This is a genomic window from Reyranella sp. (assembly GCF_004297405.1).
GTDB lineage: Bacteria > Pseudomonadota > Alphaproteobacteria > Reyranellales > Reyranellaceae > Reyranella.
In genome coordinates this window covers 389,785-413,775 of the sequence record NZ_SCVC01000021.1, presented here as the reverse complement: position 1 = coordinate 413,775, position 23,991 = coordinate 389,785, and the positions used below count along the sequence as shown (strand labels likewise).

Below are 23,991 nucleotides of genomic sequence, written 5' to 3'. Positions count from 1 at the left end.
CATTGCTCCCAATTCGACGCGGGTATACGATTCAGCGCAATAGGGAAGGAAACAACCATGGATCAGGCCCATCCGATCGGCCGCATCGACGTCATCTCCGACGCGATCTGTCCCTGGTGCTACATCGGCAAGCGCCACCTCGAGCGCGCGCTCGATATCCTGGCCGAACACCATTGCAAGATCGCCGTCGCCTGGCATCCGTTCCAGCTCAATCCCGACATGCCCGCCGAAGGCGTGGAGCGGGAGAAATATCGCATCGCCAAGTTTGGTGGCCTCGAACGCTCCCGGCAGATCGACCAGCGCCTCACCGAGGCAGCCGCGCATGTCGGCCTGGAGTTCCACCTCGAGAAGATCGTCCGCACGCCCAACACCATAAACGCACACCGGCTGATCCGCTTCGCAGGCCAGAAGGGCGTGCAGGATGCCGTCGTCGAGGAGCTGTTCGAGGGTTACTTCTGCAAGGGTGCCGATATCGGCGACTCGAAGATCCTCGCAGACCTCGGCGCCGAAGGCGGCCTCGATCGCGCCGAGGTGCTGGCCATGCTGGCAAGCGATCAAGGTCGCAAGGAAGTGTTGGCCGGCGACCAGATGGCCCGCAATGCCGGCATCCAGGGCGTGCCGAGCTTTGCGTTGCAGGGCCACGTGCTCTTTTCCGGCGCCGTGCCGGCTGAAGAGATGGCCAGCAGCTTCCGCCGGGCCTGGGACATCCTCAAGAACCGCGCAGCCTAACGGCCACCGACATTCATCGTCGGTGACGACACCGGCCCCTTCACCGTCATCACGTAGTCGATCGAACCGCGCGATCCGGTATCCAGGGAGATCGTTGTCTCGGTCGTGGCCGCCGTCAGACTGGTGCGACTGTTGATCAGCGCCACGGCGTTCTGCCCCTGCACCGTATGATTCTGCAAGGCGAGCATACCGTTGGAAATATCGAGATCACCCGCGACGCTGCTCTGGACATTGATGAAGCTCGAAAGGACGGCCGAACCGAATCCCATTTCGGTGCTGAAGATGCTGCCGATACCGGTCGCGAAGGAAGCGAGCCCCAACGATCCCGCGGCGACCGAGGGATAGAGATAGCCGCTCACCTTGCCACGCCCCGTCAGCGAGTCGCGGATCTGCTCGGGTGAATTGCCTTGGCTATGTACTTCGATCTGCATGACGTTGATCTTGCCGTCGACCGCCACCATCAGATGGTCATTACCGAAGGTGCTGGTACTCGCAGCACCACGCAGCAGCTCGCCGAGATAGATGCCCTGCAGCGAGCCGGTGAGATCGATCGACATTGACGCTTTCGAGGCATCGACTGTGCCGACAAAATCAACGGCGCCGCCATAGAACTGGCCGGTGAGCTTGGAAATCTTGAAGACGCCGTTGCGCAGGCTCGCCGTCATATCGCCATAGAGGACCTTGAGCGACGAGAGTTCGAGGGCACTGGTTTCGAGATTGAGCGTGGCATCGAAGGCGCGCAAAGCCGAGAGGTCGATCGGTTTGCCAGTTGCAACGCGGGCCGGGGCAGTCCGCACCGGAGCCGGTGCAGCTTCGCCGCTATTGCCTGCAGCGGCCGGCGGTGGTGGCGGGGCGCCGTCAGCGACACCCAGCCAGCTGTCGAAATCCAGCGTTCCCGGAATACGAAGATTGGCTGTGATGTTCGGCCGCTCCGCCAAACTGGCCTCGATGCGGCCGATCATCGGCGTGCGCATTGCGGTCAGATTGCCTTCGAACGACACGTTCTTCTCATTGCCTTTGAAGGCACCGGCGGCTTCAAGCCCGCCAATGCCAGATTGGTTGCGCCCTGTGGCGACCGACACCAACTGGCTGGCATCTCGCGCCTGCAGGCCGAAGCTCGGGAAGTCGAAGGCGAAATTGTCTCCCAGCACCAATGAGCCGGTGGCCCGCGCCGTGGCACCGGCCATGGTGACAGTGGCATTGCGCACGGCGACCGTGTCCATCGTGCCGACCACTCCGCCGCCTGCCGTCGCCGCGCCGATCTTGCCATTGATGAACTTCGGCAGGCCGGCATAGATCAGCAGCTTGTCGGTATCGGGCATGTTGGCCGTGAAGGTGAGGTCGAAGCGCGGCTCCGTCCCGAAGTCCGCGATCTGCCCCTTGAGGTCGAGCTTGGCACCCAAAAGATCTGCGACCTTGAGACCGTTCAGCTTCAGAAGGTTGCCCTGAAGACTCACATCGGCATCGACGCCGTTCAGCGTCTCGCCGCGATAGACGAGCTTGGCCACCTTGGCCTTCATTCCCAGGACCAGTGCGCTCTTGTCTGTCACCGCCGGCACTGCAGGAGCCACCGTTGCCGGCACGACAGGCGGTGCAGTGGGTGGCGCCGTTGCAGTGGACTTCGGCACATAAGCATCGAGATCAAATCGATCGAACTGGACCATAGACACGACAGTGAGCGGCAGGCCAAAAGTTATGCTGCCGCTGCCCGTCGCGCGCTGACCATCGAGATCGAGCACCAGTTCGTCGATCTTCACGGCGTTGGAGGTCGAGGCGATCTTGCCATCGAACCCGAGCGTCTGGAGCTTTCCGGCCGGCACTCCCGACATGTCGATCCCGATCCAGGCGAGAGTCTTGCGCGGCTTCGTGCTCACCAAGCTAATGGTGCCGGCGGACTGGACAGCATCGGCGGCGGGCTTGCCAGCAGGGGCGCCGGGCTTGGAGGGTTTAGCAGGCGTGGCGGAGGCATTGGCTTGCAGAATGGCTTCGCCCGGCAGGACAACGCGGAGCCGGGGGACCTCGATGATGCCCTGGCTGATCGCGACGGCCATGTCGAGGTCACGTACCGTGCCCTTCCGATAGATCACCTCCTTGGCCTCCACCGCCAAGGATACGCTGACCTTCGGCGGGAACGGCGACAAGGATGTCACCGGTGGCGTTGGCGATGGCGGTGTGGCCTGTGGTTGAGGTTGCCCCGGCTTGGACATCACCTCCAGCCAGCGATCGACATCAACCTTCTGCATCGACAGGCGGCCCTGTATCGACGGCGCGGCGGCGCCCGTGAGAGTCAGGTTGCCAGAGGCGGTATCGCCTCCCATCGACATCCTGAAGTCGGTGAGCGCCAGACGATCGGCCTTGAGTTCAACGCCTCCGTCGAACGTAGATCGGCCTACCAGTGACGCGGCGATGGCCGGCGGGGCCTGGCCTATGGCGCGCGACACCGAGGTGACGAAATCGGTCAATCCCCCCGTCGCCACGGACAGCTTGCCGTTCACCTCGGCATCGGCGGCAATGCGACTGATGCGGCCGTCGAAATCCAGAGTGCCGCTCTCGACCTTGAACTTCAGCACTGCAGGATGGCCTTTCTCGGTCGGGCCACCGACGATCGCATCGAGACTGAGCGGCACACCGTTCACAGTCGCCGTACCGATCAGGGTGAACGGCCCTTCGAGCGAACCGGCCGACGCGGTTACATCGACCCCTTGCGCGGTCAGAGTCTTGCCGGTCGCCGGGATGGTGTAGGTCAGCGTGCCCTGCACGATCCGCAGGCGACCAATGGCAAGGTGAAACCCGGCGCTGGGCGCTCCCGCCGGCTGGACAGCGCCGGCACCAGGGTCGAACTGCCAATTGGGACGACCCTCGGCGTCAGCTTCCAGGATAATGGTCGGCTTGTAGAGCGTGAGGCGGCCGACCTCGAATTCACCCCGCAGCAGCGGCCACCAGGCCGGCGACGCGCCGATCCATTCCACATCGGCCATCTGTGCGCCCTTGGTGCCCAGCGCGTTGGCGAAGCGGACCTTGCGCGCGCTGACACGCGGCTGCGGAAACATCGAGAGCTTCAGAGGGCCTTCGATCACCAGCTCGCGGCCAGTCGCCTCCTTGACCGCCTGGACGATGGCTGGCCTGTACGCGTCGACATCCACCACATGGGGCGCGGCCACGCCGGCAAGAGCCAGCACGCCGAGTACCGCAGCGATCGCCAGCACGATCCGGGTCCGCACTTTTCTGGCCATGGCCCCGTCAAAACGCTTCCAGGGCCGTCAGGATGCCCTGAACCGCAATCTTTGGCACGCGATCACGTCGAAAGTTCGTAGCGGCGCACCAGCCGATAAAGCAACGCGATCGGCAGCAGGGTCACGATGATCAGGGTCGAGGCGGCCGCCGTTGCGATGCCGCCGCCGCCGCCTTCGAGGGCCTGGAACATAACCACTGTCAGTGTCCTCCACTGGCCGCTGTACAGCACCACGGTCGCGCTGAGCTCCGAGGCGATCGTCACCCACGTCAACACGAAGCCGCTCAGGATACCGCCAAGCATTAGTGGCACCAGAATGCGGCCAAAAGTTTGCAGCGGCGAGCGGCCGAGGCTGATGGACGCCTCCTCCAGCGAGGGATCGATCTGATGCAGGATCGCGCTCGAGGAGCGCACCGCGAACGGCACCTTCCGCACCGTATAGACCAGCACCATGATGAATGGTCCGCCTGTCAGAATCAGCCAACCGCTGTTGAACGACACGACGAAGCCGATGGCGAGCACGGTGCCCGCCACCGCAAACGGCAGGGTAGCGATCACATCAAGCAGGGAGGCCATGGCAGAGCGCATGCGGGTCACGACATAGGCGATCGGCACACCGACCAGGGTGACGCCGACCGCCGCTAGCGTGGCGAACATCAGCGTGTTCAGGAGCGGCCGGGTCGACCGCTCGAAGAGGGCCGTGAAATTGGCCAGACTGAAATTGGGATGGAGCACCGGACCACGGAACTCCATGAACGACAGCACGACGATGGCGAAGAACGGCACCAGCGCCAGGAGCACGATCGCCCAGCAGTAGGTCGTGGCCAGGATGCGCAAGCCCAGCCCCACGCGCAGAATCGGCGGTGCGGAGCGTGCGCCCGTCGAGAAGCGCCGGCTGGACAGGAAGCGGCGCTGGATCAGCAGCACCAGCGATGTCATGGCGATCAGCAGCACGCCCAACACACCGGCCGAAGACGGGTTCGGCGCCGTCTCGCCCACGAACAGCTTGAAGGCTTCGACGGCGAAGATCGGCATGTCCTCGGCCAACACGAAGGGCACACCGAAATTTTCCAGGGTCTCGATGAAGACCAGCAGGCCGCCTGCCAGGATGGCCGGAATGACGATCGGCAAAGTCACCGTCCACAAGGTGCGGCGCGGCGAGGAGCCGAGGCTCTGTGCGGCTTCCTCGACAGAAACATCGACTGCCTTGAAGGCCGCCATCGTCGGCAGCAGCACGTAGGGATAGAGGGTCAGCGTGTAGACCAGCACGATGCCGCCGGCTCCGTAAATCGAGCCGAAGCCGATGCCCCAGGATTGCAGCCATTGCGTCACGATGCCGGCCCGCCCCAGCAGCAGTACGATCGCATAGGCGCTGACGAAGGACGGCAGCACCAGTGGCATGGCCGCGAGCGCGATGATCGCGGCCTTGCCCGGCACCGGCAGACGAGCCAGCGCAAAGGCGAACGGCACGGAGATGAGGATCGTGGTGATCGTGGCGGCAACACCGATCGTCAGCGTGTTGATGACCGCGCCGCGATAGAATGGCCGGCCGAGGATCTTCACGTAGTTGGCGAAAGTGAATTTCTCGCCCTCGCCATCCAGCACGCTGGCGCTGAAGACATTGAACAGCGGATAGAGCAGGAACAGGCCGAGAAAGAGGAAACCCAGCGCGGCGATCGCCAGTGGCAGGCGTTGTTGATGCGGGATCGCCAATCTCATGACGATCTCGTCACGGCAGCACGGTGATCCGCGCCGGATCGTAGGCCAGTGTCACCGACGTGCCTGGTGTCAAAGTGCGGTGTGGCTCGTCGAGGGCAGCGACCTTGAGTAACGAACCGTCGCCGAGACGGACGTCGAACCGCGTGATCGGCCCCAGCACCTCGACATGGGCTACCGAACCGCCAAGCCGCGGCCAACCGGCCGGCGCATCGGCATCGAGGCGCAGTGCCTCGGGCCGCAGCGAAATCATGCCCGCGCCCCCGCGGCCGAGTGCCCGTGCCTCGACCAGGTTCGTCGTTCCCATGAATTCGGCAGCGAAGCGCGAGGTGGGATTGCGATAGATCTCCGCCGGAGCGCCGACCTGCTCCAGCCGGCCACTCTGCATGAGGGCGATCCGGTCGGAAACCGACATCGCCTCTTCCTGGTCGTGCGTGACGTAGATCGCCGTAATGCCGAGCGATTTCTGCAGCTCGCGAATCTCGCCACGCATGCTGACCCGGAGCCGAGCGTCAAGATTGCTGAGCGGTTCGTCGAACAGCAGCACCTGCGGACGAATGACCAGCGCGCGGGCAATGGCGACGCGCTGGAGCTGGCCGCCCGAGAGTTGGTGCGGCCAGCGCTCGCCGTACCCCGCGAGTTGCACCAGGGCGAGGGCCTCGTCGACACGGCGCGCCACATCGGCAGCAGTCACCCGACGGGCCTTCAGGCCATAGGCGACATTGCCCGCCACGGTGAGGTTGGGAAACACCGCGTAGTTCTGAAACACCATGCCGATGTTGCGCGTGTGCGCTGGCAGCCGGTCGATGCGTTTGTCGCCAAACCGAATCTCGCCAGCGTCGAGCTCGCAGAAGCCGGCGATCATGCGCAATAGAGTGGTCTTGCCGCAGCCTGACGGGCCCAGCAGGGTGAAGAACTCACTGTCGCCGACGGTGAGGTTCACCCCATCGACGGCGCGGACAGTGCCAAACGACCGGGTCGCGCCTGCGATAACGATGCCAGTCACGCTCAGCGCGACTCCTGGATCAGGTCTTTGATGCGCTCCAGGGTTTCCTTGCGCTTGTCGGTCCAGGCATCCTCTTTGTAATCGAGCATCTTGACCTGCTGGAGCGACGGCAAGCCGCCGGGCAGGCTCGACAGGTCGAGATCGGTGCGCGTCGGCCGGCGGAAGGTCGCCTTCAGGATCATCTCGCGCACGTCCTTGCGGTTCACGAAGTCCACGAACGCCTTCGCTTCTTCGGGATCGGGGCCGTTCTTGATGATGGCAACGCCTTCCATCGAGGCGATAGTGCCGTCGTTGGGATAGATCGCCTTCACTGGCGCGCCGCCCGAGGCCCACATCGGCCCGGCATATTCGAGCGAGATGCCCAATGGGTACTCGCCGTTACCGACGCCCTGGAAGACCAGCGACGAGCGGTTCAACACCTTGAGGTTCCTGAACAGCGCCCCGACCTTCTTCCATCCCGCATCACCGCCGCCCCACAAGTCGACCAGCATGGTGACGGTCGCATAGGCCGAACCCGAATTCGCCGGATCGGTGAAGGCGATCTTGCCCTTCCATTTCGGGTCGAGCAGGTCGTTCCAGCCCTTGGGACCCTGGTCTGCCGGAAGGATCTTGGTGTTCTGAAGAATGACCAGCAGATGAAGGTTATTGCCGATCCAGAGGTCGGTCGGATCGCGATACTCGACCGGGATGGCGTCCTTGTTCTTGGATACGTAAGGCGAGAACAGAGCCTTGTTCGTTTGCAGCAGCGAACGGCTCACGCCCCAGACGATATCACCCAGCGGCCGATCCTTCTCCGCCTGCAAGCGCCGGATCACGACGCCCGAGCCGGCGACGACCGGTTCGACGGCGATGCCGGTTTCCTTGGTGAAGGCGCCGAACACGAGATCGTTCAGCGTGCTTTCGTTCGATGTGTAGACCACGACCTTCTTCTGCGCCGCAGCAACGCCGGGCAGCAGAACCGTCAAGATCAAACCGAGTATTGCGAGTGCGCGCGTCGCGACCGTCATTTGCCCCTCCCCCTGAACCCCGAACTCTACATTATCGCGCTGAAAACCGGGAAACGACAAAGGAAGCCGATCGTCCGAAGCCTACTCCGCGTTTGTATGCATTGTTTCTTCAGCTTCTCTGATTGCATCCAAAGTGGAAACGAATCGATTGGATGTGCATGAATGAAACTACCGAGGGCGCACCGACGCTGTAAGCTTCTCCAGAAGCTGCGGCGCCAGGCCCGGCAACGCGCGTGAAGGTCGAGGAATGCGTTCGAGGGTCGCAATCTGGTGTTTGGCAGCAGTCATATTGGGCTGGTGCGACTCGGCGCTAGCGCAGAAGAGCGGCGGCGTGCTCCGCATTTTTCACCGCGACAACCCCGTCAGCGCCTCGATCCTCGAGGAGACGGCGGCGTCGACGGTCGTGGCGTTCATGCCGGTGTTCAACAACCTCGTGATGTTCGACCCGTCGGTGTCGCAGAATACGCCGGAATCGATCATTCCGGACCTCGCCGAGTCCTGGAGCTGGAACGACGACAAAACCGAGCTGACATTCAAGTTGCGAAAGGATGTGAAGTGGCACGACGGCTTTCCCTTCACCTCCAGCGATGTCGAATGCACCTTCAACCTGTGGACCGGCCGCGCGCGCAACAAGCTGCGCAGCAATCCGCGGGGAGCCTGGTTCGGCAACATCAACTTCGTCCATGCCCCCAACGACTATGAGGTGACCATCCACCTCAATCGGCCGCAGCCGGCGCTGCTCAGCATGCTGGCCTCGGGTTTCTCGCCGATCTATCCGTGCCATGTGCCGCTCGCCCAGATGCGCACCAAGCCGATCGGCACCGGCCCCTTCAAGCTCGACTCCTTCAACCAGTTCGACCGCATCCGCCTGGTGCGCAATCCCGACTACTGGAAGGAGGGCCGGCCCTTTCTCGATGCCATCGAATTCTCCGTCGTCACCAGCCGTTCGACGGCGCTGCTGAGCTTCGTCGCCGGCCGTTACGATATGACCTTCCCCAACGACGTGACGATGGCGCAGTTGCGCGACGTCCGCCGTCAGTCGCCGCGCGTCCAGTGCGAAGCGACGGGCATGAACAACAACACCAATTTGATGCTGAACCGCGACGCGCCGCCGTTCGACAATCCGGACATAAGGCAGGCGCTTGCCCTCGCCCTCGACCGCAATGCCTTCATGGAGGCGCTTACCGGCGCCAGCGGCGCGATCGGCGGGCACCTGCAGCCCCCGCCCGATGGTCTGTGGGGCATGTCATCCGAGATGCTGGCCAGCGTGCCGGGCTTTGGGCCGGATATCGAGAAGAACCGAGAAGCGGCTCGCGCGCTCATGCGCAAGGCAGGTTACGGCCCAGAACGCGCGTTGCCGCTCAAGATCTTCACGCGGGCCATTTCGCTCTACCGCAGCCCGGCTGCCGTGCTGGCCAACCAGCTCCAGGAAATCCATATCGACGCAACCCTCGATGTCGTCGAAACGTCTCATTGGTTCACGCGCCTGGAGCGCCGCGACTATGCGCTGGCGCTCGAAACCACGGGCAACGCCATCGACGACCCCGACCAGACTTTCTACGAAAACTTCTCCTGCCGCTCGGAGCGCAACTATAATCACTACTGCAATCCGGAAATCGAGCGCTTGTTCGAAACGCAGTCAGCGGAGCTCAATGTCGACAAGCGCCGCCATCTCGCCCAGGAAATCGACGCCAAACTGCTGACCGATGTGGCGCGCCCGCCGATCGTGTGGAACCGTGCGGCAACCTGCTGGCAGCCCACCGTCAAAGGCTACGTGCCTCAGGTCAACAGCTCGTACAACGGCTTCCGCTTCGAGGATGTTTGGCTGGACCGACGCTAGCCTCCGGCAGCGCCACGCCGCTTCAACTTCTGGATGACCTCGTCGAGCGCCGACAGGAAGCGTGATCGGTCCCGCGCGGTCATCGGCTTCGGTCCACCCGTCGCCTCCCCCATGGCGCGCAGGTTCGACATCAGTTCGCGACTGGCCATCGCCATGCCGATCGAGGAGGTGGTGAAGGGCACGCCGGTCGAGCCGATCACCGCCGCGCCCTTCTTCAAGCTGCGGTCGGCGAGCGGGATGTCCGAGGTGATCACGATATCGTCCGGGCCGACGCGCTCAGCGATCCAGTCGTCGGCAGCATCGAAGCCATCGCTCACCACGACTCGCTCGATGCGGGGATCACGCGGCACGTTGATGTAGGAATTGGCCACGACATAGACCTTGAGCCCGTAGCGCTCGGCCACGCGATAGATCTCGGCCTTCACCGGGCATGCATCGGCATCGACATAGATCGCGGTCGGAAGATTCATCGACCGGTTCTGCCGTGATCGCCTGGCGCCGTCTACCGCTCGGACGGTCAGGACCGTGGAATGGTCCTGACCATCTCTGCCGAATGGTTCCAGAGGCAGTTTGAACTGTCGTTACTTCGTCTGCGGCGAGATCACATAACCGCGCGCATCGAGGCGGTTGCCCATGGCGTCGTAACGGAAACCGAACTCGTCCTTGAAGGCGACCGGGTGCGGTCCCGACCCGATCTGCGAGTTCGCACCGGCCCCGGCAGATACCGGCGGCATCGCCGAGCCCATGGAAGCGCTCGTCGTCCCCGTCATTCCCGTGGTGCCTTTCTGGTCGCCCGGCTGACGGACCCAGTCGTTGCGGCCAATCAACGGCCGGCCATATGGATCAAGCGGTTCGCCCGCGGCAGGCGCAGTCGTCTGCATCGGCATGGCCGTGGTCGACGGCGGCATGGTTGCGACACTGCCCGTCATAGGCATGGAGGTCATGGGAGCGGGGGTCATGGTGGTGGTGGTCGTGGTCATGCCGGCGCCAACACCTGTGCTCGGACCGGGCTGATCGCCTGGTTGGCGAACCCAGTCATTGCGGCCGAGCAGTGGTCGACCATACGGATCGACGGGATTGGCCGTCTGCGCATGAACGGCGCCAGCCGAAGCTATCAGCGCCATGGCAAGCAACGTGCGGTGCAACATGGAGGCCTCCTTGGGATCAGGATGCCTCTGAAACGCAACCCACTATCCGTGGGTTGCGCTCGCAAACAACCGGAGTCAGCTCAGTACGGCAATTTTCTTTCGCTCGATCAGGGCGAAATCGATGGCCGCCCCGAGCCCGGGACCATTGGGCACGTGCACCTGCCCGTCCCGCCCGACCACGATGTCCTGTTCCAGTCCATACTTCTGCGCCGCGTCAGGCAGCAATACCTCGAAGAACTCGGTGTTTCGGATCGAGGCGATGACGTGGAGATTGGCGACGTTGTTCAGTGAGTTGCCGCCGTGATGGACCTCGTAGTTCATGCGGAAGGCCTCGGCGAGATGCGCCGTCTTCACCAGAGTGGTGATGCCGCCCTTCACCGCCACATCGCCGCGCAGATAGTCGGTGGCCTGCTGCATGATCCACGGCTGATAGGAATCGAGGCCGGTGATCGGATACTCCGTCGCCAGGATCGGGATTGAAAGCTGCTGCTTCAGCTTCACGTAATTGTAGATGTCCTGATCGGCGAGCGGGTCCTCGTACCAATGAAAGCCCAGTTCCTGCACGGCGAGACCGACGCGGACCGCAGCGGGATAGTCGTAGCTCCAGGTCGAGTCGAGCATGATCGTGTAGTCGCCGACGGCGTTGCGTACTGCCTCGCAGACCTTGATGTCTTCCTTCCAGCGTGTCGGCGGATGGATCTTGTAGGCAGCCCAGCCATTTTCCATGAACTGCACCGCTTCCTCGGCATAGGCTGCCGGCGAGGCCAGCACGGCGGAGCTGGCATAGGCCGGCACCGACTCGCGGTAGGTGCCGAGCAGTCGATGGATCGGCTGGCCCATCGCCTTGCCAACGAGGTCCCAGAGCGCCACATCCACCGCACCGATCGCGCGTACACCAGCGGAGCGTTGACGTTTCCAGATTTCCTGATTGAGAAGTTCGCGCTGCAGCGGGTTCTTGCCCATCAGCACCGGCTTGAGATGGGTGATCAGCCCCTGCCCGTCCGTCGTCGCGGGATTCATCGCCGAGCCCAGGAAGGCATGACCTTCGAGGCCCTGGTCGGTCACCAGACGCAGAAGGCCGAGAGCGCTCTTGCCGGAGAAACGGCCGGTGTGGGCGCCGTAGGTCGTTGGCGGAATATCGTCCCAGGCGAACAGGGTGAGCGTTACATCGATGATCTTCATTATTTACTCTCCCAGACCCGTCGTTCTGCTGCATAGGGATCGATGTCGAGCCGGCAGACGGCATCGAAAATCATCGTGGTGCGCATGCTCGTGGAATAGGCCGGCCAGACCGGCAAACCGCTATGGCCGGGATCGCCATTGCGTGCGAAGGCGATCCAGGCGCGGCCCATCGTTTCACCAAGGGACAACCGGGCAGGATCGTCGCCGGTCAACTCGGCCGTCTCGAGATTGCCGAAGACAAAGGGAATCTCGAGCGTATGGCAGGACCGCAACCTGCCGTTCAGCACCGGCGTCTCCCAGGCAAAGAGATAGACGAACACCGGCGCGCCACCCTGGGCGATCTTGCGCTCCGCCATCAGGAGAGAGGGCGCGCGAATGCCCTGATCGGAAACGATGGCGATGGCGATCTCGTCGGGCCGCAGCCGCGGCTGAGCTCTACGGTAGATGCCGACGATCTCGGAAGCCCGCTCACCGAGATACGGCGCAAGCGCTTCCGGCAGATTGTCGAACGTGGCGTCGCTGACCCAGGGCATGTGTCCCAGGAACAAGGTCATCTCGTCCTTGTTGCTGCCGATCATCAACGGCACGTTGGCCGAGGCGAGCGGCGCATGCGGTGCAAAGGGGCCACCAGGAAAGAGGTGGCCGTCGATCACCGGATTGAAGCCAAGCCGTCGCCGGTCTGCGAACGCCGCCCGGCTGACATTGGCCAACACCTTCACCTGCGCTTCCAGAAGCTTCTCCGCCGGCAGTTCCCGCAACGTGCCGGCCTGCGCGGCATCGAGGCCCAGATGTTCGAGCATCTGACGGGCCGTCTTCGTGCCGTCGTCGTGATTGGCCATCTGCACGGCCGGGCCGCTCTGGATGATCGCCTTGTGAAAGAGGCCCTTGGCTGAAGGCATCGCCATCAGCACGCTCACCTTCGCGCCGCCGCCCGATTCGCCGAAGATAGTGACATTGCGCGGATCGCCGCCGAACCGGGCGATATTGTCCCGCACCCACTCGAGGGCCGCCACGATGTCGAGCACGCCAGCGAGGCCACCTCCGGCAAAATCGGCACCGGCAATATCCTCGAGGTGCAGATAGCCCAATGCGCCCAGGCGGTGGTTGAACGAAACGACGACGACATCGTCGAGGCGACAGAGATTGGCGCCGTCGGACCAAGGCGAAGAGCCGGACCCGGTGATGAAGGCGCCGCCATGGCACCAGAACAGGACCGGCCGGTGGCTGCCCTGCCGACCTGAGCTCCAGACATTGAGATAGAGGCAGTCCTCATCGAGCTTCTGGCGGCCCGCGAGGGTGAAGATCTTGAGCAGATCGTCCGGCAGGCCGAACACGTTGAGGCTCTGCACCGCCATGTTGCCGTAGGCCTGAGCGTCACGCACACCAGCCCACGGCTCCGGCCTTTCGGGTGGCCGGAAGCGCCGTTCGCCAAGCGGTGGCGCCGCGTAAGGGATGCCCTTGAAGATGTCGACGCCACGTTCGGCGGTGCCGCGCACGCGGCCGGCCGTCGTCTCAACGATGATTTCAGCACTCATGGCAGCAGTCTAGCGCGAGGAAAGGGCGCGTGGCGCGGCTTCATCACCCACAAGTGCAGCGAGCTTCTTGGGCGCCGTGAGCCGGTAGCTGCGTTGCACCACCTTGGCCACTTCGCTCCAGTCGGGCTTGCGGTCGAGCCGCATGCCGATCCAGCCCTTGTGCCCGACATAGGGTGGAATGAAGAAGGTCTCAGGGTCGGCACCGACCAGGATCGCCTGACTGCCGGGCGCCGCCTTGCACCAGATCGAAATGCGGCCATCGCCACGTTTCTCCATGGCGAAAATCTTGTCGCGCACCCGGAAGGTCGGATCGCCCCACGCCTCTTTCTCGACGGTCTCGGGCAAGGCCAGGCAGATAGATCGCAGACGGGCTGTCGGCTGAGAGGACATGCGGTCGAGCCTATCATCGGACCGCGGTTGACCATAGACTGGCGCTATGTCCGACAAAGCCCGAAGCGAACTTGCCCCGACTGGCGTCCTGCGCGCCGGCATCAACCTCTCCAACTTCCTGCTGGTCACCGGCCGCACGGAGAAATCCGAGCCGGTCGGCGTAGCGCCCGACATGGCCCGCGAGATCGCCGACAAGCTCGGCGTTCCCGTGACCTACGTTCCCTTCAAGACGCCCGGCGAACTCGCCGACCAAGCCGGCAAGAACGTGTGGGACATCGGCCTGATCGGCGCCGAGCCGCAGCGCGCGGAGAAGATCAGCTTCACGGCGGCCTATGTCGAGATCGAAGCGACCTACATGGTGCCGGCGGGATCGCCGATCACCTCCATCGCCGACGTCGACAAGAAGGGCGTGCGCATCGCCGTGTCGGCGCGCTCGGCCTACGATCTCTGGCTCGAGAACAATATCCGCAACGCCACTCTGGTGCGGGCGAGCGGGCTCGATGCCGCCTACCAGACCTTCATGGCCGACAAGCTCGATGTTCTGGCGGGCCTGCGTCCCGGCCTCCTGAAGGACGTCGAGAAAGCACCGGGCCTCAAGATCCTCGACGGCAAGTTCACGGCCGTGCAACAGGCCGTCGGCACGGCGAAGCCCAATGTGGCAGGCGCCGCCTTCCTTGCGGAATTCGTCGAGACGGCGAAGAAGTCCGGCCTGGTCGCCAGCCTGATCGAGCGCCACAAGGTCAAGGGCCTCTCCGTGGCGCCGCCAGCCTGAGATCGCGCTCCGAGTTCGCGCCGCGCCATGGAACTCAACGTCAAGACGCTCTTCCTGGTCGGTGGCATCGTCATGACCTGTGGCGCCGGGGCGGCCCTTCTCACCTGGTACCATCATCGTGATGCGCCGGGACTGCGCGCCTGGGCCGCCGCGCTGCTGCTGAGCAGCCTCGGCGCGCTGATCCTGCGCTTTCCCTCCGCCGCTTCCTCGACCTGGATCGTGCTGGCCGCCAATGCCGTGATCGTCGCCGGCTTTGCCGTGCTGTGGACCGGCGTTCGCCAGTTCAACGACGACAGTGTCGACGCTCGTCGCTTCCTGCTTCTCGTAGCGGCGATCGTTATCGCCTACCTCGCAATCTGCGGCGCCGCACAATCAGCCGGTGCCGGCCGCAATGCTGCGTCCATACCCTTCTCTTTGTTTCTTGGCCTGCTTTCGAGCGGTGCCGCCTATGAAGTCTGGCAGGGCCGCCACCGAGATGGCCTCACCAGTCGGCTGCCAACAGCGCTCGCCCTGGCGGGGCTCGGCCTGGCGAGGCTCGTTCGCGCGGCGACGCTTGCCCTGCAGTCGGCAGAATGGCTGCCTCCCGGCCGGGTGGCCGAGTTCCATCCCTATACGCTCTACGCCACCATCGTGTTCGTGCTGGCGACCACTTACGGGCTCGTGTTGATGGCCAATGAAAGTGCCGTCCGGCGCGACGCGGCACTCTTCGCCGACCGCTAAAGCTCGCTGCCGACGAACTGGCGGAACTCCGCCGTCCGAGGATTGGCGAACAGCTCCGCCGTCGGGCCGATCTCCCAGACCTTGCCCTTGTGCATGAAGACCACCAGGTCGGCGACCCGGCGTGCGAAGCCCATCTCGTGGGTAACCGTGATCATGGTCATGCCACGCTGCGCCAGGTCCTCCATCACGCCCAGCACCTCGGCCGTCAGCTCGGGATCGAGGGCCGATGTGACTTCATCGAACAGCATGACCTGTGGCTGCAACGCCAGCGACCGGGCGATCGCCACGCGCTGCTGCTGACCACCGGATAGCTGCTCGGGATAAGCACCGATCTTGTCGGTAAGGCCGACCAGCCCCAGCACCTCGGCCGCCCGCTTCTTGGCCTCCTCGCGAGGCTGCTTCTTCACGAGAGTCAGCGCCAGGGTGATGTTCCGCTCGACCGTGAGGTGCGGAAAGAGATTGTAGCTCTGGAAGACCATCCCGACATCGCGCCGGAGCTGGGCGCGCGCCGCACTGCCGGGACGGCCGACCGGATGGCTGCAAACCTCGATCTCGCCACCCTGGATGGTCTCGAGACCGGCCACGCAGCGCAGCAGAGTGCTCTTGCCCGAGCCGCTGCGGCCGACAATCGCCACGGTCTGCCCGCGCACTACCTCGAAGCCCACGCCGTCGAGCACGCGCAACGGGCCGAACTCCTTGATGACGTCGCGGACGCGGACGACTGCCTCACCTTCCGGCATTGGCCTTCCTCTCGAGATGGCGGCTCGCCACTGACAGCGGGTAGCAGATGGCAAAATAGATCGCGCCGACCACGGCGAAGATCACGAACGGCTCGAAGGTCGAGTTGTTGACGATCTGACCGGCGCGGGCGAGCTCGACGAAACCGATCACCGAGGCGAGCGACGTGTTCTTCACGATCTGGACCATGAAGCCCACGGTCGGCGGCGTCGCAATACGTACGGCCTGTGGCAGGATCACATAGGCATATTGCTGAACCGGATTCAGGCCCAGGCAGTCGGATGCTTCCCACTGTGTCTTGGGCACCGCCTCGATGCAGCCGCGCCAGATCTCGCCCAGGAAGGCCGCGGCGTAGATCGTGAAGGAGATACCGGCGGCGACCAGCGGATCGAGCTTGTAGCCCAGGATGCCCAGGCCGAAATAGGACAGGAACAGGACGATCAGCAGCGGCGTGCCTTGCACGATCTGGATGTAGACGCTCGCCAGACCGCGCAGCAGCTTCGACCGCGAGACCCGCATCAGGGCGAGCGGCAGTCCGACCAAAGCTCCGCCAGCGAACGCGATCAATGACAGCAGCACCGTCCAGCGCGCCGCTTCGATGAGGTAGAGGATGTGGGTCGAGCTGAGCTGGATCACAGCGGCGTCCCCAGCCGGCGCCGACGCTCGAACAGCACGAGACCGATCGCCCACAAGGCAAAGCGATAGAGCGCCGAGAGAGCGAGATAGACGACAGCCACGATCACGTAGACCTCGAAGCTGCGGTAGGTGTCGGACTGCACGAGATTGGCGGTCGCCGTCAGCTCCTCAGCCGAGATCTGCGAGGTGATCGAGGAAGCCAGCATCAGCAACACGAACTGGCTCGATAGCGCCGGATAGACGCGTTCCATCGCCGGCAGCAACACGACGTGCAGGATGGTTTGCAGTCGGGTCAGGCCGAGACAATCGGCGGCTTCGAGCTGGGTGCGCTGGATCGACTGGATACCGGCCCGCATGATCTCGGTCGTGTAGGCACCCATGTTCACGGTCAGCGCCACGATGGCCGAGACCTCGGCACTCAACTTCAACCCAAGGCTGGAGAGGCCGAAATAGACGATGAAGATCTGGATCAGCAGCGGCGTGTTGCGGATCGCCTCGACATAGACGCCGACGATCCGGCGCAGCACCGGCCCGCCATAGACGCGGGCCAGGGCGCAGACCGTTCCGACCAGGAAGCCGAGCGCAATCGACGCCACGGTAAGCTGGATCGTCAGCCAGGCGCCCGCCACGAAGTCCGGCCAGCGCTCGGCCAGGAACTCGAAATCGAACTTATACGACATGGCTCAGCCGCATCGGCGGTCAGCCACCGGCCTTGAGGAGCATCGCCGGGTCGATATCGACGCCGTGATGGGTCTTGTAGATGGCGACCAGCCTGCCGTTCTGCAGGTTGGTCCGCACCCAGTTGTTCACCCATTCGAGCAGCCGCGGCTCGCCCTTGCGCATGCCAATGGCGAGATAGAAGGTCTGCATGGTGATCTTGGGTTCGAGCGTGCGCGCCGGGTTCTTCTTGCTGATGGCAGGCAACAGCGAACGCGCCGTGGCGAGAACGTCGACCTGCCCCGAGGCAAAGGCCAGTGCCATGGTGGCGTCGTCCTCGTAGCGCACGAGTTGCGCGCCCTTGGCCTGTCGCGTCAGGTCGGTGTCCTGTGTCGTGCCGCGCACGACCGCGACCTTCTTGCCGTCGAGGTCGGACATCTGCTTGATCGTGTCCGACTTCATGCCGGCGACGACCGACGGATGGTCCGCATAGGGAATCGAGAAGTCGACCACCTTGGCGCGCTCCGGCGTGATCGACAGGGTCGAGACCACGAGGTCGGCCTTGTTGGTCTGCAGGAACGGGATGCGCGTCGGGCCCGTCGTGGTCACGATCTCGAGCTCGACGCCGAGATCCTTGGCCAGCAACCGCGCCAGATCGACGTCGGACCCAGTGGGCTGCATCTTGTCGTCGGTCATGCCGAAGGGCGGGATCGCGAGGTCGATCGCGATCCGTACCTTGCCCGCCTTCTTGATGTCGTCGAGCGTATCGGCCTGCGCCGGCAGGGCGAACAGGACCGCCGCAAAGGCTACGCCCAGGAGCGAGCGCAGCACCGTACCGGTCTTCATGGAAGAACCCGCTGTTACTGGTTCAGGATGACGTCAGGCAGGCCGTTGCCGTGGTACTTCTTGTAGATCGCGTCCAGCTTGCCGTTCTTGAGGTTGGTCTCGATCCACTTGTTCACTTCTTCGAGCAACCGCTTCTCGTCCTTCTTGACGCCGACGGCGAGCTTGAAGGTGTCGAGCACGAACTTCACCTCGACCTGGCGGGCCGGGTTCTTCTTGTCGATCGGCGCGACCAGCAGCTCGGCCGTCGAGAAGATATCGACCTGGCCCGAGAGGAAAGCCTGTGCTTCGGTCGCATCGTCCTCGTAGCGCACCAGCTTCATGCCCTTGGGGCCTTCCTTGGTGAGCTGCGTGTCGTGGGTGGTGCCACGCACGGTCCCGACGGTCTTGCCGTCGAGATCGGCCATGCTCTTCACGTTCACGCTCTTGGGTGCGGCGATGACCGTGCGCAGCACGGCATAGCCCTTCGAGAAGTCGATGACTTTGGCGCGTTCCGGCGTGATCGAGAGCGTCGAGATCACGAGGTCGGCCTTGCCGGTCTGCAGCGATGGGATGCGTGAGGCACCGGTGGTCGGCACATGCTCGAACTCCAGACCCCAATCCTGAGCCAACAGCTTTGCGGTCTCGATATCGGAGCCGGTCGGCTGCATCTTGTCGTCGGTCATGCCGTAGGGCGGCACACCGAGGTCGACGGCGATGCGGATCTTCTTGGCTTTGCGGATATCGTCGAGCGCATCGGCATGTGCCACCGCGTTCACACCCATGACTGCCACCGCGGCAAGCGCTACGGCCAACAACATCTTCTTCATCGTTTCCTCCGTTTTGATTTCGTTGTTTGCTTGAACTCTACCGGCCGGCATCCATGTCGGCGAGCTTGGCCACGCGGCGCCGGAATTCCTCCGCCGTCGAGAATTTCGCGTCGAGGTAGGCGGCAATCAGGTCCTTAGCGAGCCAGGGCCCCACGATCTGCGCGCCGATGCACATCACGTTGACGTCGTCATGCTCGACACATTGATGCGCCGAATGCACGTCGTGGCAGACGGCTGCGCGAATGCCTTTCATCTTGTTGGCACCGATCGAGGCGCCGACACCGGTGCCACAAACCATCAGGCCACGCTCGGCCCGGCCGGAGGTGATTGCCTCAGCCACTTTGCGGGCGACATCCGGGAAATCGACCGGATTGGGATCGTAGGAGCCGACATCCTCGACCTCGTGGCCGCGCTCGCGCAGGAAGGCGAGCAGCTCCGCCTTCATCGGGAAGCCTGCGTGATCCGATCCGACGACGATTTTCATGAAGCCTTTCCTTGTCCTTGGTACGTGGAGATCAGGTTCTTGCGACGAAGTTCGTCGCCGATGGCGAAGTGAGCGCGCAATCGGCGCTCGGCCTCGTCGGGATCGCGCTGCGCCAAAGCCAGGAACACCTGGCGATGCGCTTCGACCAGGCCTGAGGTGATGGCAGGCTCGCGGAACGTGTCGCGGCGGCGCTCGACATGGCTGCGCATCAGCAACGGCGAGATCGCTTCGTAGATCTTCATCAGCGCGCTGCTGCCGCTGGCCCGCACGATGGCGAGATGGAAGGCGTAATCCGCGCCACCGCCGGTCTCAGGATCGTTGAGCGAATCGACCAAGGTATCGAGCAAGGCGGCGATTGCCTGCAGATCACGTTCGCTGGCCCGCAGACAGGCGAGCCGGATCGCCTGGCATTCGATCGCAATACGGGCCTGCAGCACATCGTCGAGAATGTTGGGTTCGGGCGCGAGGCAGAGCGTCAAGGCCTGACCCAGCACGGAGGCGTCGGCCGACCGCACATAGGCGCCGCGTCCATGGCGAATGTCGAGCAGACCCAGCATGGCAAGCGAACGCAGCGCCTCGCGCAGGACCGGGCGGCTGACGCCCAGCGTCAACGCGAGCTCTCGCTCACCCAGCAGCCGATCACCCGCCTTCAGTTCCCCCGACAGCAGCCGATCGCGGAAGAACGTGAAAACACGATCAGCGCCACTGGGGTTCTCGTCGGTGTCCTGGCGGACGATATCGAGCATGCGAACCTTGGTCAGTCCGTGGTCTGACCACTTTAGACAGGCGCTTCGGCCGCTGGCAACCGCTCGTGTGAAGGAAGTCCGGCTAGGGCGTGCCGGGCGTCAGGCACTGCGAGTTGAGTGCCGCCTTGGCGATCTCCAAAAATCGCTCGAGCGGACAGGCGTGCAGATGCGACTGCGCCTTGCAGGCCGGCAGTTCGACGGTCTTCATGCCCGGCGGATCGCGATAGTCGAGCCGCTTGCGATTGCGCATCTCGTCCAGCGTCTGGGCATAGTAGGCGATGCGGACATAGCGCTGGTTGCCGGTGCGAAACTGCTCGAAGGCCAGTGCGCCACCCGGGGATGCCTCACCCGGAAGGAATCCCTGCACCTGCCAAGTGAGGTCGAGCAAGGCGGCCACGTTGTAGATGTTGGTCTCGTGACCGACGAACAGCCCGAAGCGGACAGGCTGACCGACCGGCAGGGCACCGGGAAATTTGTGCCCGCTCTCCAGGGTAGTCGCGATCTGGTTCAGCATGTTCGAGCCATGCTCGCGCGCGATCTCGGGCGTCTTCTCGGTGAGGTCCATGTCGAGCAGGTGCAGCGTCAGCAATTCCTGCAGCGAGGCATCGCTGGCCAGCCGGCCCCAGGCCACCTGGTCCTTCGGCAGGCCTTCCGCGGCCTGCATGAGGAAGGCTTCCGAAGCTGTCGAACCCAGACCGAGCGGCCCTTTTAGGCGGGTGCGCCCGTCCGGGCCGGTCTCCAGCGCCGTGGGTGCGGTCGCGTCGCCGCAGGTCCCGCCGCCAGCCGCCGTAGCCGTCGTGCCATTGGGGCAGAGCACCGACTGCATCATGCGAAGCGGCCCGGCATTGTCGCGCTGCACTGACGCGAAGCTGCCGCCGATACGCGCCATGATCGCCTTGCGCGTTGCCGCCGGATCCATGGGGCAGGAAGCCGAAGGCTGCGGGTGAAACAGCGGATCGGGAACGTCGAAGTTGGCCTGGTTGCGCAAGGCGAGGTTGCCGCAGCGCGGGTACATGCCTGCCAGCAGCGCAGCCCCGCTGGCGCGCGTGCGCTGGTCAGTATCGGTCCAGGCGGCCACCGTGCCAGGGGCCGGGCAATCATCGGCCTGGATGAGACCGCGCGCGCCATAGAGCAGACGGTAATAACCGCCCATCAGGCGCATCAACTCCTCGCCGCGCGGCGACAGGAAGCCCGGCGCCACCGGCCAGGTCGGCCAGGCTTTCGCGGCGAGCCGGTCGAGCTCGGCATTCGTCTGTGTCGGCGACCGAACGCCGTGACGGCTGAGCACAATGGCGCGCTCGATCTGCCAGCCAGGCGGCGTCGGCTCGAGCTGCGCCGCAGCCGGCATCAAACCTGCCAGCAACGAGGCGACGACAGTGGCAACGAAGACGCGGACATTCATGAAACTCTCCCCCGGGGTGGCAAATATGCCGTCCCTCGCGGCTGGCCGCCACGCATTCCGTTGCCCGCCGCGGGACGATAGAATGACGGAAAGAGGAAGCCGCCCATGCCCGTGCACTGGACGATCTCACATGCCAACAAGCTGGTCGTGGCCGTCGCCAAGGACCAGGTGACGGTGTCCGACATCGAGAAGTATTTCGCCGGGATGACCGCTGACGGCGCGATGGCCTACCGCAAGATTTTCGAGATCACCCATACGCCGACAGCACTCAGCGAAGAGAACCTCCGCGCCCTGGGCGAACGGGTGGTCCTCTATGCCCAGCACGGCCAGATCGGTCCGGTGGCGATCGTCGCTGCCTCCGACGAAAGCTTCAATCAAGCGCAAATCTTTGCCGCCGCCGCGACGGCACGCCGGCCGCTCGCCATTTTCCGGGAGCTGCATGCGGCGCGGCAGTGGCTCGACGCCCAGCCGCTGCCCGAGGGCTGATCTTCACGGCCCCGAGGCCGCAATCTTGAGGCCACAATCGAGGATAAGGTGGCGGCATGCCCGGGCCTTCAGCCGCCACTCCCACGTCCTTCAAGCAGCGCGTCGGCGCATTGCGCAACCTGCGGCCCTTCCTCGCCATGGTGTGGCGCACCAGCCCGCAGCTCACCGCCCTGTCGATGGTGTTGCGCACCTTGCGCGCTTTGCTGCCTGTGGCGACGCTGTTCGTCGGTAAGCTGATCATCGACGACGTCGTGCGGCTCGTGCAGCTCCCCGACAAGCCCGCGACGCTTCAGCAATGGCTGGATAGCGGGCATCTCAACGAGCTGGGGCTCCTGCTCCTGGCAGAGTTCGCCATCGCGGTTCTGGCCGATGTACTGGGCAGAGTCGTCTCCCTGGTCGACAGCCTGCTGGCGGAGCGCGTCACCAACGCGTCCAGCGTGCGGCTCATGGCGCATGCCGCGACCCTGGACCTCGAGGATTTCGAGGATGCCGGTTTCCAGGACCAACTCGAACGCGCCCGTCGCCAGACCAGCGGCCGCATGACCCTGATGAGCCAGCTCTTCAGCCAGGCGCAGGATCTCGTCACCGTGGCGAGCCTCGCCGCCGGCCTCATCGTCTTCGCGCCCTGGCTGATCGTGCTGCTGCTGGTGGCCCTTGTGCCGGCCTTCCTCGGCGAAGCGCATTTCAATGCCCAGAGCTACACGCTCGATTTCGGTCGGACGCCGGAGCGGCGCGAACTCGACTATGTTCGACAGACTGCGGCGAGCATGGAGACGGCCAAGGAAGTGAAGATCTTCGGCCTCCACGGCTTCCTGATCGACCGCTATCAGCGGCTGGCCTCGGCCTTCTATGCTGCCAACCGCCGCCTGGCGTTGCGCCGCGCAGCCTGGGGCGGCCTGTTCACCACCATCGGCACGGTCGCCTACTACCTGGCCTACGCCTATATCGCGTGGCGCACATTGACGGGCGAATTCTCGGTTGGCGATCTCACCTTTCTCGCCGGCTCGTTCCGCCGTTTGCGCACGTTGCTCGAACAGCTGCTGCAGGGCTTCTCGTCGGTCGCCGGACAGGCGCTCTATCTCGACGATCTCTTCTCCTTCTTCGAGGTGCGACCGGAGATCCTATCTCCGAGGAATCCGCTGCCCTTCCCGAGGCCGATCAAGCACGGCTTCGTCTTTGAGAATGTCGGCTTCGCCTATCCGGGCGCCGAGCGTTGGGCGGTGCGTAATCTCTCCTTCACGCTGAAGGCCGGTGAAGTCGTCGCCCTGGTCGGCGAGAACGGCGCGGGCAAGACGACCCTCGTGAAGCTGCTGACGCGGCTCTACGACCCCAATGAAGGCCGCATCCTGCTCGATGGACACGACCTTCGCGCCTACGACCTCGGCGAGCTGCGCGGCAGCATCGGCGTCATCTTCCAGGATTTCGTGCGCTACAACCTCACGGCCCGCGACAACATCGCGGTCGGCCGCATCGACGCGCGCCGCGATCAGGACCGCATCGAGCAGGCGGCGGAACGCAGCCAGGCCGACGAGGTCGTCGCGCGCCTGCCCGGCCAATACGACCAGATGATTGGCAAGCGCTTCAAGAACGGCATCGAGCTCTCGGGCGGCGAATGGCAGAAGCTGGCGATCGCCCGAGCCTATATGCGCGAGGCTGAAGTGCTGATCCTCGATGAGCCCACGGCCGCGCTCGACGCACGTGCCGAGTTCGAAGTCTTCCAGCGCTTCAAGGAACTGAGCCAAGGCAAGACGGCGGTGCTCATCTCGCACCGCTTCTCCAGCGTCCGTATGGCCGACCGCATCCTCGTCCTTGCCGACGGCAAGGTCGAGGCTCAGGGCACGCACGACGAGCTGGTGGCCCAGGAGGGCCGCTATGCCGAGCTCTTCGAGCTACAGGCTGCCGGATACCGGTAG

23 protein-coding genes are annotated in these 23,991 nt (G+C 64.2%); 6 read left to right on the top strand and 17 right to left on the bottom strand.

Going from position 1 to position 23,991, the window contains the following annotated elements:
- The first annotated feature begins 57 nt into the window (after positions 1 to 57).
- Positions 58 to 729: a DsbA family oxidoreductase gene (locus EPO50_RS15635; protein WP_296345581.1), complete on the top strand. Its 672-nt coding sequence runs from the start codon at positions 58 to 60 to the stop codon at positions 727 to 729.
- On the opposite strand, the gene EPO50_RS15630 is transcribed toward EPO50_RS15635, so the two are convergent.
- The 4 genes from EPO50_RS15630 to EPO50_RS15615 all read right to left on the bottom strand — a co-directional run bounded on the left by EPO50_RS15630 (position 726) and on the right by EPO50_RS15615 (position 7,690).
- Positions 726 to 3,962, bottom strand: coding sequence for an AsmA family protein (locus EPO50_RS15630; RefSeq protein ID WP_296345578.1), 3,237 nt, complete (start codon positions 3,960 to 3,962; stop codon positions 726 to 728). The genes EPO50_RS15635 and EPO50_RS15630 overlap by 4 nt on opposite strands.
- Before the next feature lie 62 nt (positions 3,963 to 4,024).
- Complete coding sequence (locus EPO50_RS15625) at positions 4,025 to 5,680, bottom strand: iron ABC transporter permease (RefSeq protein ID WP_296345576.1); 1,656 nt, start codon at positions 5,678 to 5,680, stop codon at positions 4,025 to 4,027.
- Between the two features lie 10 nt (positions 5,681 to 5,690).
- Complete coding sequence (locus EPO50_RS15620; RefSeq protein WP_296345574.1) at positions 5,691 to 6,683, bottom strand: ABC transporter ATP-binding protein; 993 nt, start codon at positions 6,681 to 6,683, stop codon at positions 5,691 to 5,693.
- 2 nt (positions 6,684 to 6,685) lie between these two features.
- Positions 6,686 to 7,690, bottom strand: a complete 1,005-nt coding sequence (locus EPO50_RS15615) for an extracellular solute-binding protein (RefSeq protein WP_296345572.1) — start codon at positions 7,688 to 7,690, stop codon at positions 6,686 to 6,688.
- Between the two features lie 331 nt (positions 7,691 to 8,021).
- On the opposite strand from EPO50_RS15615, the gene EPO50_RS15610 reads away from it, so the two are divergent.
- Positions 8,022 to 9,530, top strand: a complete 1,509-nt coding sequence (locus EPO50_RS15610; RefSeq protein WP_296345570.1) for an ABC transporter substrate-binding protein — start codon at positions 8,022 to 8,024, stop codon at positions 9,528 to 9,530.
- Here EPO50_RS15610 and EPO50_RS15605 read toward each other — a convergent pair.
- The 5 genes from EPO50_RS15605 to EPO50_RS15585 all read right to left on the bottom strand — a co-directional run bounded on the left by EPO50_RS15605 (position 9,527) and on the right by EPO50_RS15585 (position 13,740).
- Positions 9,527 to 10,000: a YaiI/YqxD family protein gene (locus tag EPO50_RS15605; protein ID WP_296345569.1), complete on the bottom strand. Its 474-nt coding sequence runs from the start codon at positions 9,998 to 10,000 to the stop codon at positions 9,527 to 9,529. The two genes, EPO50_RS15610 and EPO50_RS15605, sit on opposite strands and share 4 nt — an antisense overlap.
- A 111-nt stretch (positions 10,001 to 10,111) precedes the next feature.
- Positions 10,112 to 10,678 (bottom strand): hypothetical protein, encoded by a 567-nt coding sequence (locus EPO50_RS15600; protein ID WP_296345566.1) that lies wholly within the window; start codon positions 10,676 to 10,678, stop codon positions 10,112 to 10,114.
- 75 nt (positions 10,679 to 10,753) lie between these two features.
- Positions 10,754 to 11,860, bottom strand: a complete 1,107-nt coding sequence (locus tag EPO50_RS15595; RefSeq protein ID WP_296345564.1) for an enolase C-terminal domain-like protein — start codon at positions 11,858 to 11,860, stop codon at positions 10,754 to 10,756.
- Complete coding sequence (locus EPO50_RS15590) at positions 11,860 to 13,395, bottom strand: carboxylesterase/lipase family protein (RefSeq protein WP_296345563.1); 1,536 nt, start codon at positions 13,393 to 13,395, stop codon at positions 11,860 to 11,862. Before EPO50_RS15590 ends, EPO50_RS15595 begins: the two co-directional genes overlap by 1 nt.
- Positions 13,396 to 13,404: 9 nt before the next feature.
- On the bottom strand, positions 13,405 to 13,740 hold the full coding sequence (locus EPO50_RS15585) for an MmcQ/YjbR family DNA-binding protein (protein ID WP_296345561.1): 336 nt from the start codon (positions 13,738 to 13,740) through the stop codon (positions 13,405 to 13,407).
- A gap of 91 nt (positions 13,741 to 13,831) precedes the next feature.
- Here EPO50_RS15585 and EPO50_RS15580 point away from each other — a divergent pair, with 91 nt between their 5' ends.
- Both EPO50_RS15580 and EPO50_RS15575 read left to right on the top strand, forming a co-directional pair.
- Complete coding sequence (locus EPO50_RS15580) at positions 13,832 to 14,557, top strand: ABC transporter substrate-binding protein (protein ID WP_296345559.1); 726 nt, start codon at positions 13,832 to 13,834, stop codon at positions 14,555 to 14,557.
- A gap of 27 nt (positions 14,558 to 14,584) precedes the next feature.
- Entirely contained in the window at positions 14,585 to 15,277 is a 693-nt protein-coding gene (locus tag EPO50_RS15575) for a hypothetical protein (protein ID WP_296345557.1), read from the top strand.
- On the opposite strand, the gene EPO50_RS15570 is transcribed toward EPO50_RS15575, so the two are convergent.
- The 8 genes from EPO50_RS15570 to EPO50_RS15535 all read right to left on the bottom strand — a co-directional run bounded on the left by EPO50_RS15570 (position 15,274) and on the right by EPO50_RS15535 (position 21,592).
- A complete protein-coding gene (locus EPO50_RS15570) occupies positions 15,274 to 16,017 on the bottom strand; it encodes an amino acid ABC transporter ATP-binding protein (RefSeq protein WP_296345555.1) in 744 nt (247 codons plus the stop codon). The two genes, EPO50_RS15575 and EPO50_RS15570, sit on opposite strands and share 4 nt — an antisense overlap.
- Complete coding sequence (locus EPO50_RS15565) at positions 16,004 to 16,651, bottom strand: amino acid ABC transporter permease (RefSeq protein WP_296345553.1); 648 nt, start codon at positions 16,649 to 16,651, stop codon at positions 16,004 to 16,006. Before EPO50_RS15565 ends, EPO50_RS15570 begins: the two co-directional genes overlap by 14 nt.
- A complete protein-coding gene (locus tag EPO50_RS15560) occupies positions 16,648 to 17,331 on the bottom strand; it encodes an amino acid ABC transporter permease (RefSeq protein ID WP_296345551.1) in 684 nt (227 codons plus the stop codon). The genes EPO50_RS15565 and EPO50_RS15560 overlap by 4 nt, the downstream gene beginning before the upstream one ends.
- A 19-nt stretch (positions 17,332 to 17,350) precedes the next feature.
- Positions 17,351 to 18,154, bottom strand: a complete 804-nt coding sequence (locus EPO50_RS15555) for a transporter substrate-binding domain-containing protein (RefSeq protein WP_296345549.1) — start codon at positions 18,152 to 18,154, stop codon at positions 17,351 to 17,353.
- A 14-nt stretch (positions 18,155 to 18,168) separates the two neighbouring features.
- Positions 18,169 to 18,960, bottom strand: a complete 792-nt coding sequence (locus EPO50_RS15550) for a transporter substrate-binding domain-containing protein (RefSeq protein ID WP_296345548.1) — start codon at positions 18,958 to 18,960, stop codon at positions 18,169 to 18,171.
- Positions 18,961 to 18,997: 37 nt separating this feature from the next.
- Positions 18,998 to 19,444: a ribose 5-phosphate isomerase B gene (gene rpiB, locus EPO50_RS15545; RefSeq protein ID WP_296345546.1), complete on the bottom strand. Its 447-nt coding sequence runs from the start codon at positions 19,442 to 19,444 to the stop codon at positions 18,998 to 19,000.
- Positions 19,441 to 20,190: a FadR/GntR family transcriptional regulator gene (locus tag EPO50_RS15540; RefSeq protein WP_296345544.1), complete on the bottom strand. Its 750-nt coding sequence runs from the start codon at positions 20,188 to 20,190 to the stop codon at positions 19,441 to 19,443. The genes rpiB and EPO50_RS15540 overlap by 4 nt, the downstream gene beginning before the upstream one ends.
- 82 nt (positions 20,191 to 20,272) lie before the next feature.
- Positions 20,273 to 21,592 (bottom strand): histidine-type phosphatase, encoded by a 1,320-nt coding sequence (locus tag EPO50_RS15535; RefSeq protein WP_296345542.1) that lies wholly within the window; start codon positions 21,590 to 21,592, stop codon positions 20,273 to 20,275.
- 105 nt (positions 21,593 to 21,697) lie between these two features.
- Here EPO50_RS15535 and EPO50_RS15530 point away from each other — a divergent pair, with 105 nt between their 5' ends.
- Both EPO50_RS15530 and EPO50_RS15525 read left to right on the top strand, forming a co-directional pair.
- Positions 21,698 to 22,078, top strand: coding sequence for a hypothetical protein (locus EPO50_RS15530; protein ID WP_296345540.1), 381 nt, complete (start codon positions 21,698 to 21,700; stop codon positions 22,076 to 22,078).
- Positions 22,079 to 22,134: 56 nt separating this feature from the next.
- Positions 22,135 to 23,991 (top strand): ABC transporter ATP-binding protein, encoded by a 1,857-nt coding sequence (locus EPO50_RS15525; protein WP_296345539.1) that lies wholly within the window; start codon positions 22,135 to 22,137, stop codon positions 23,989 to 23,991.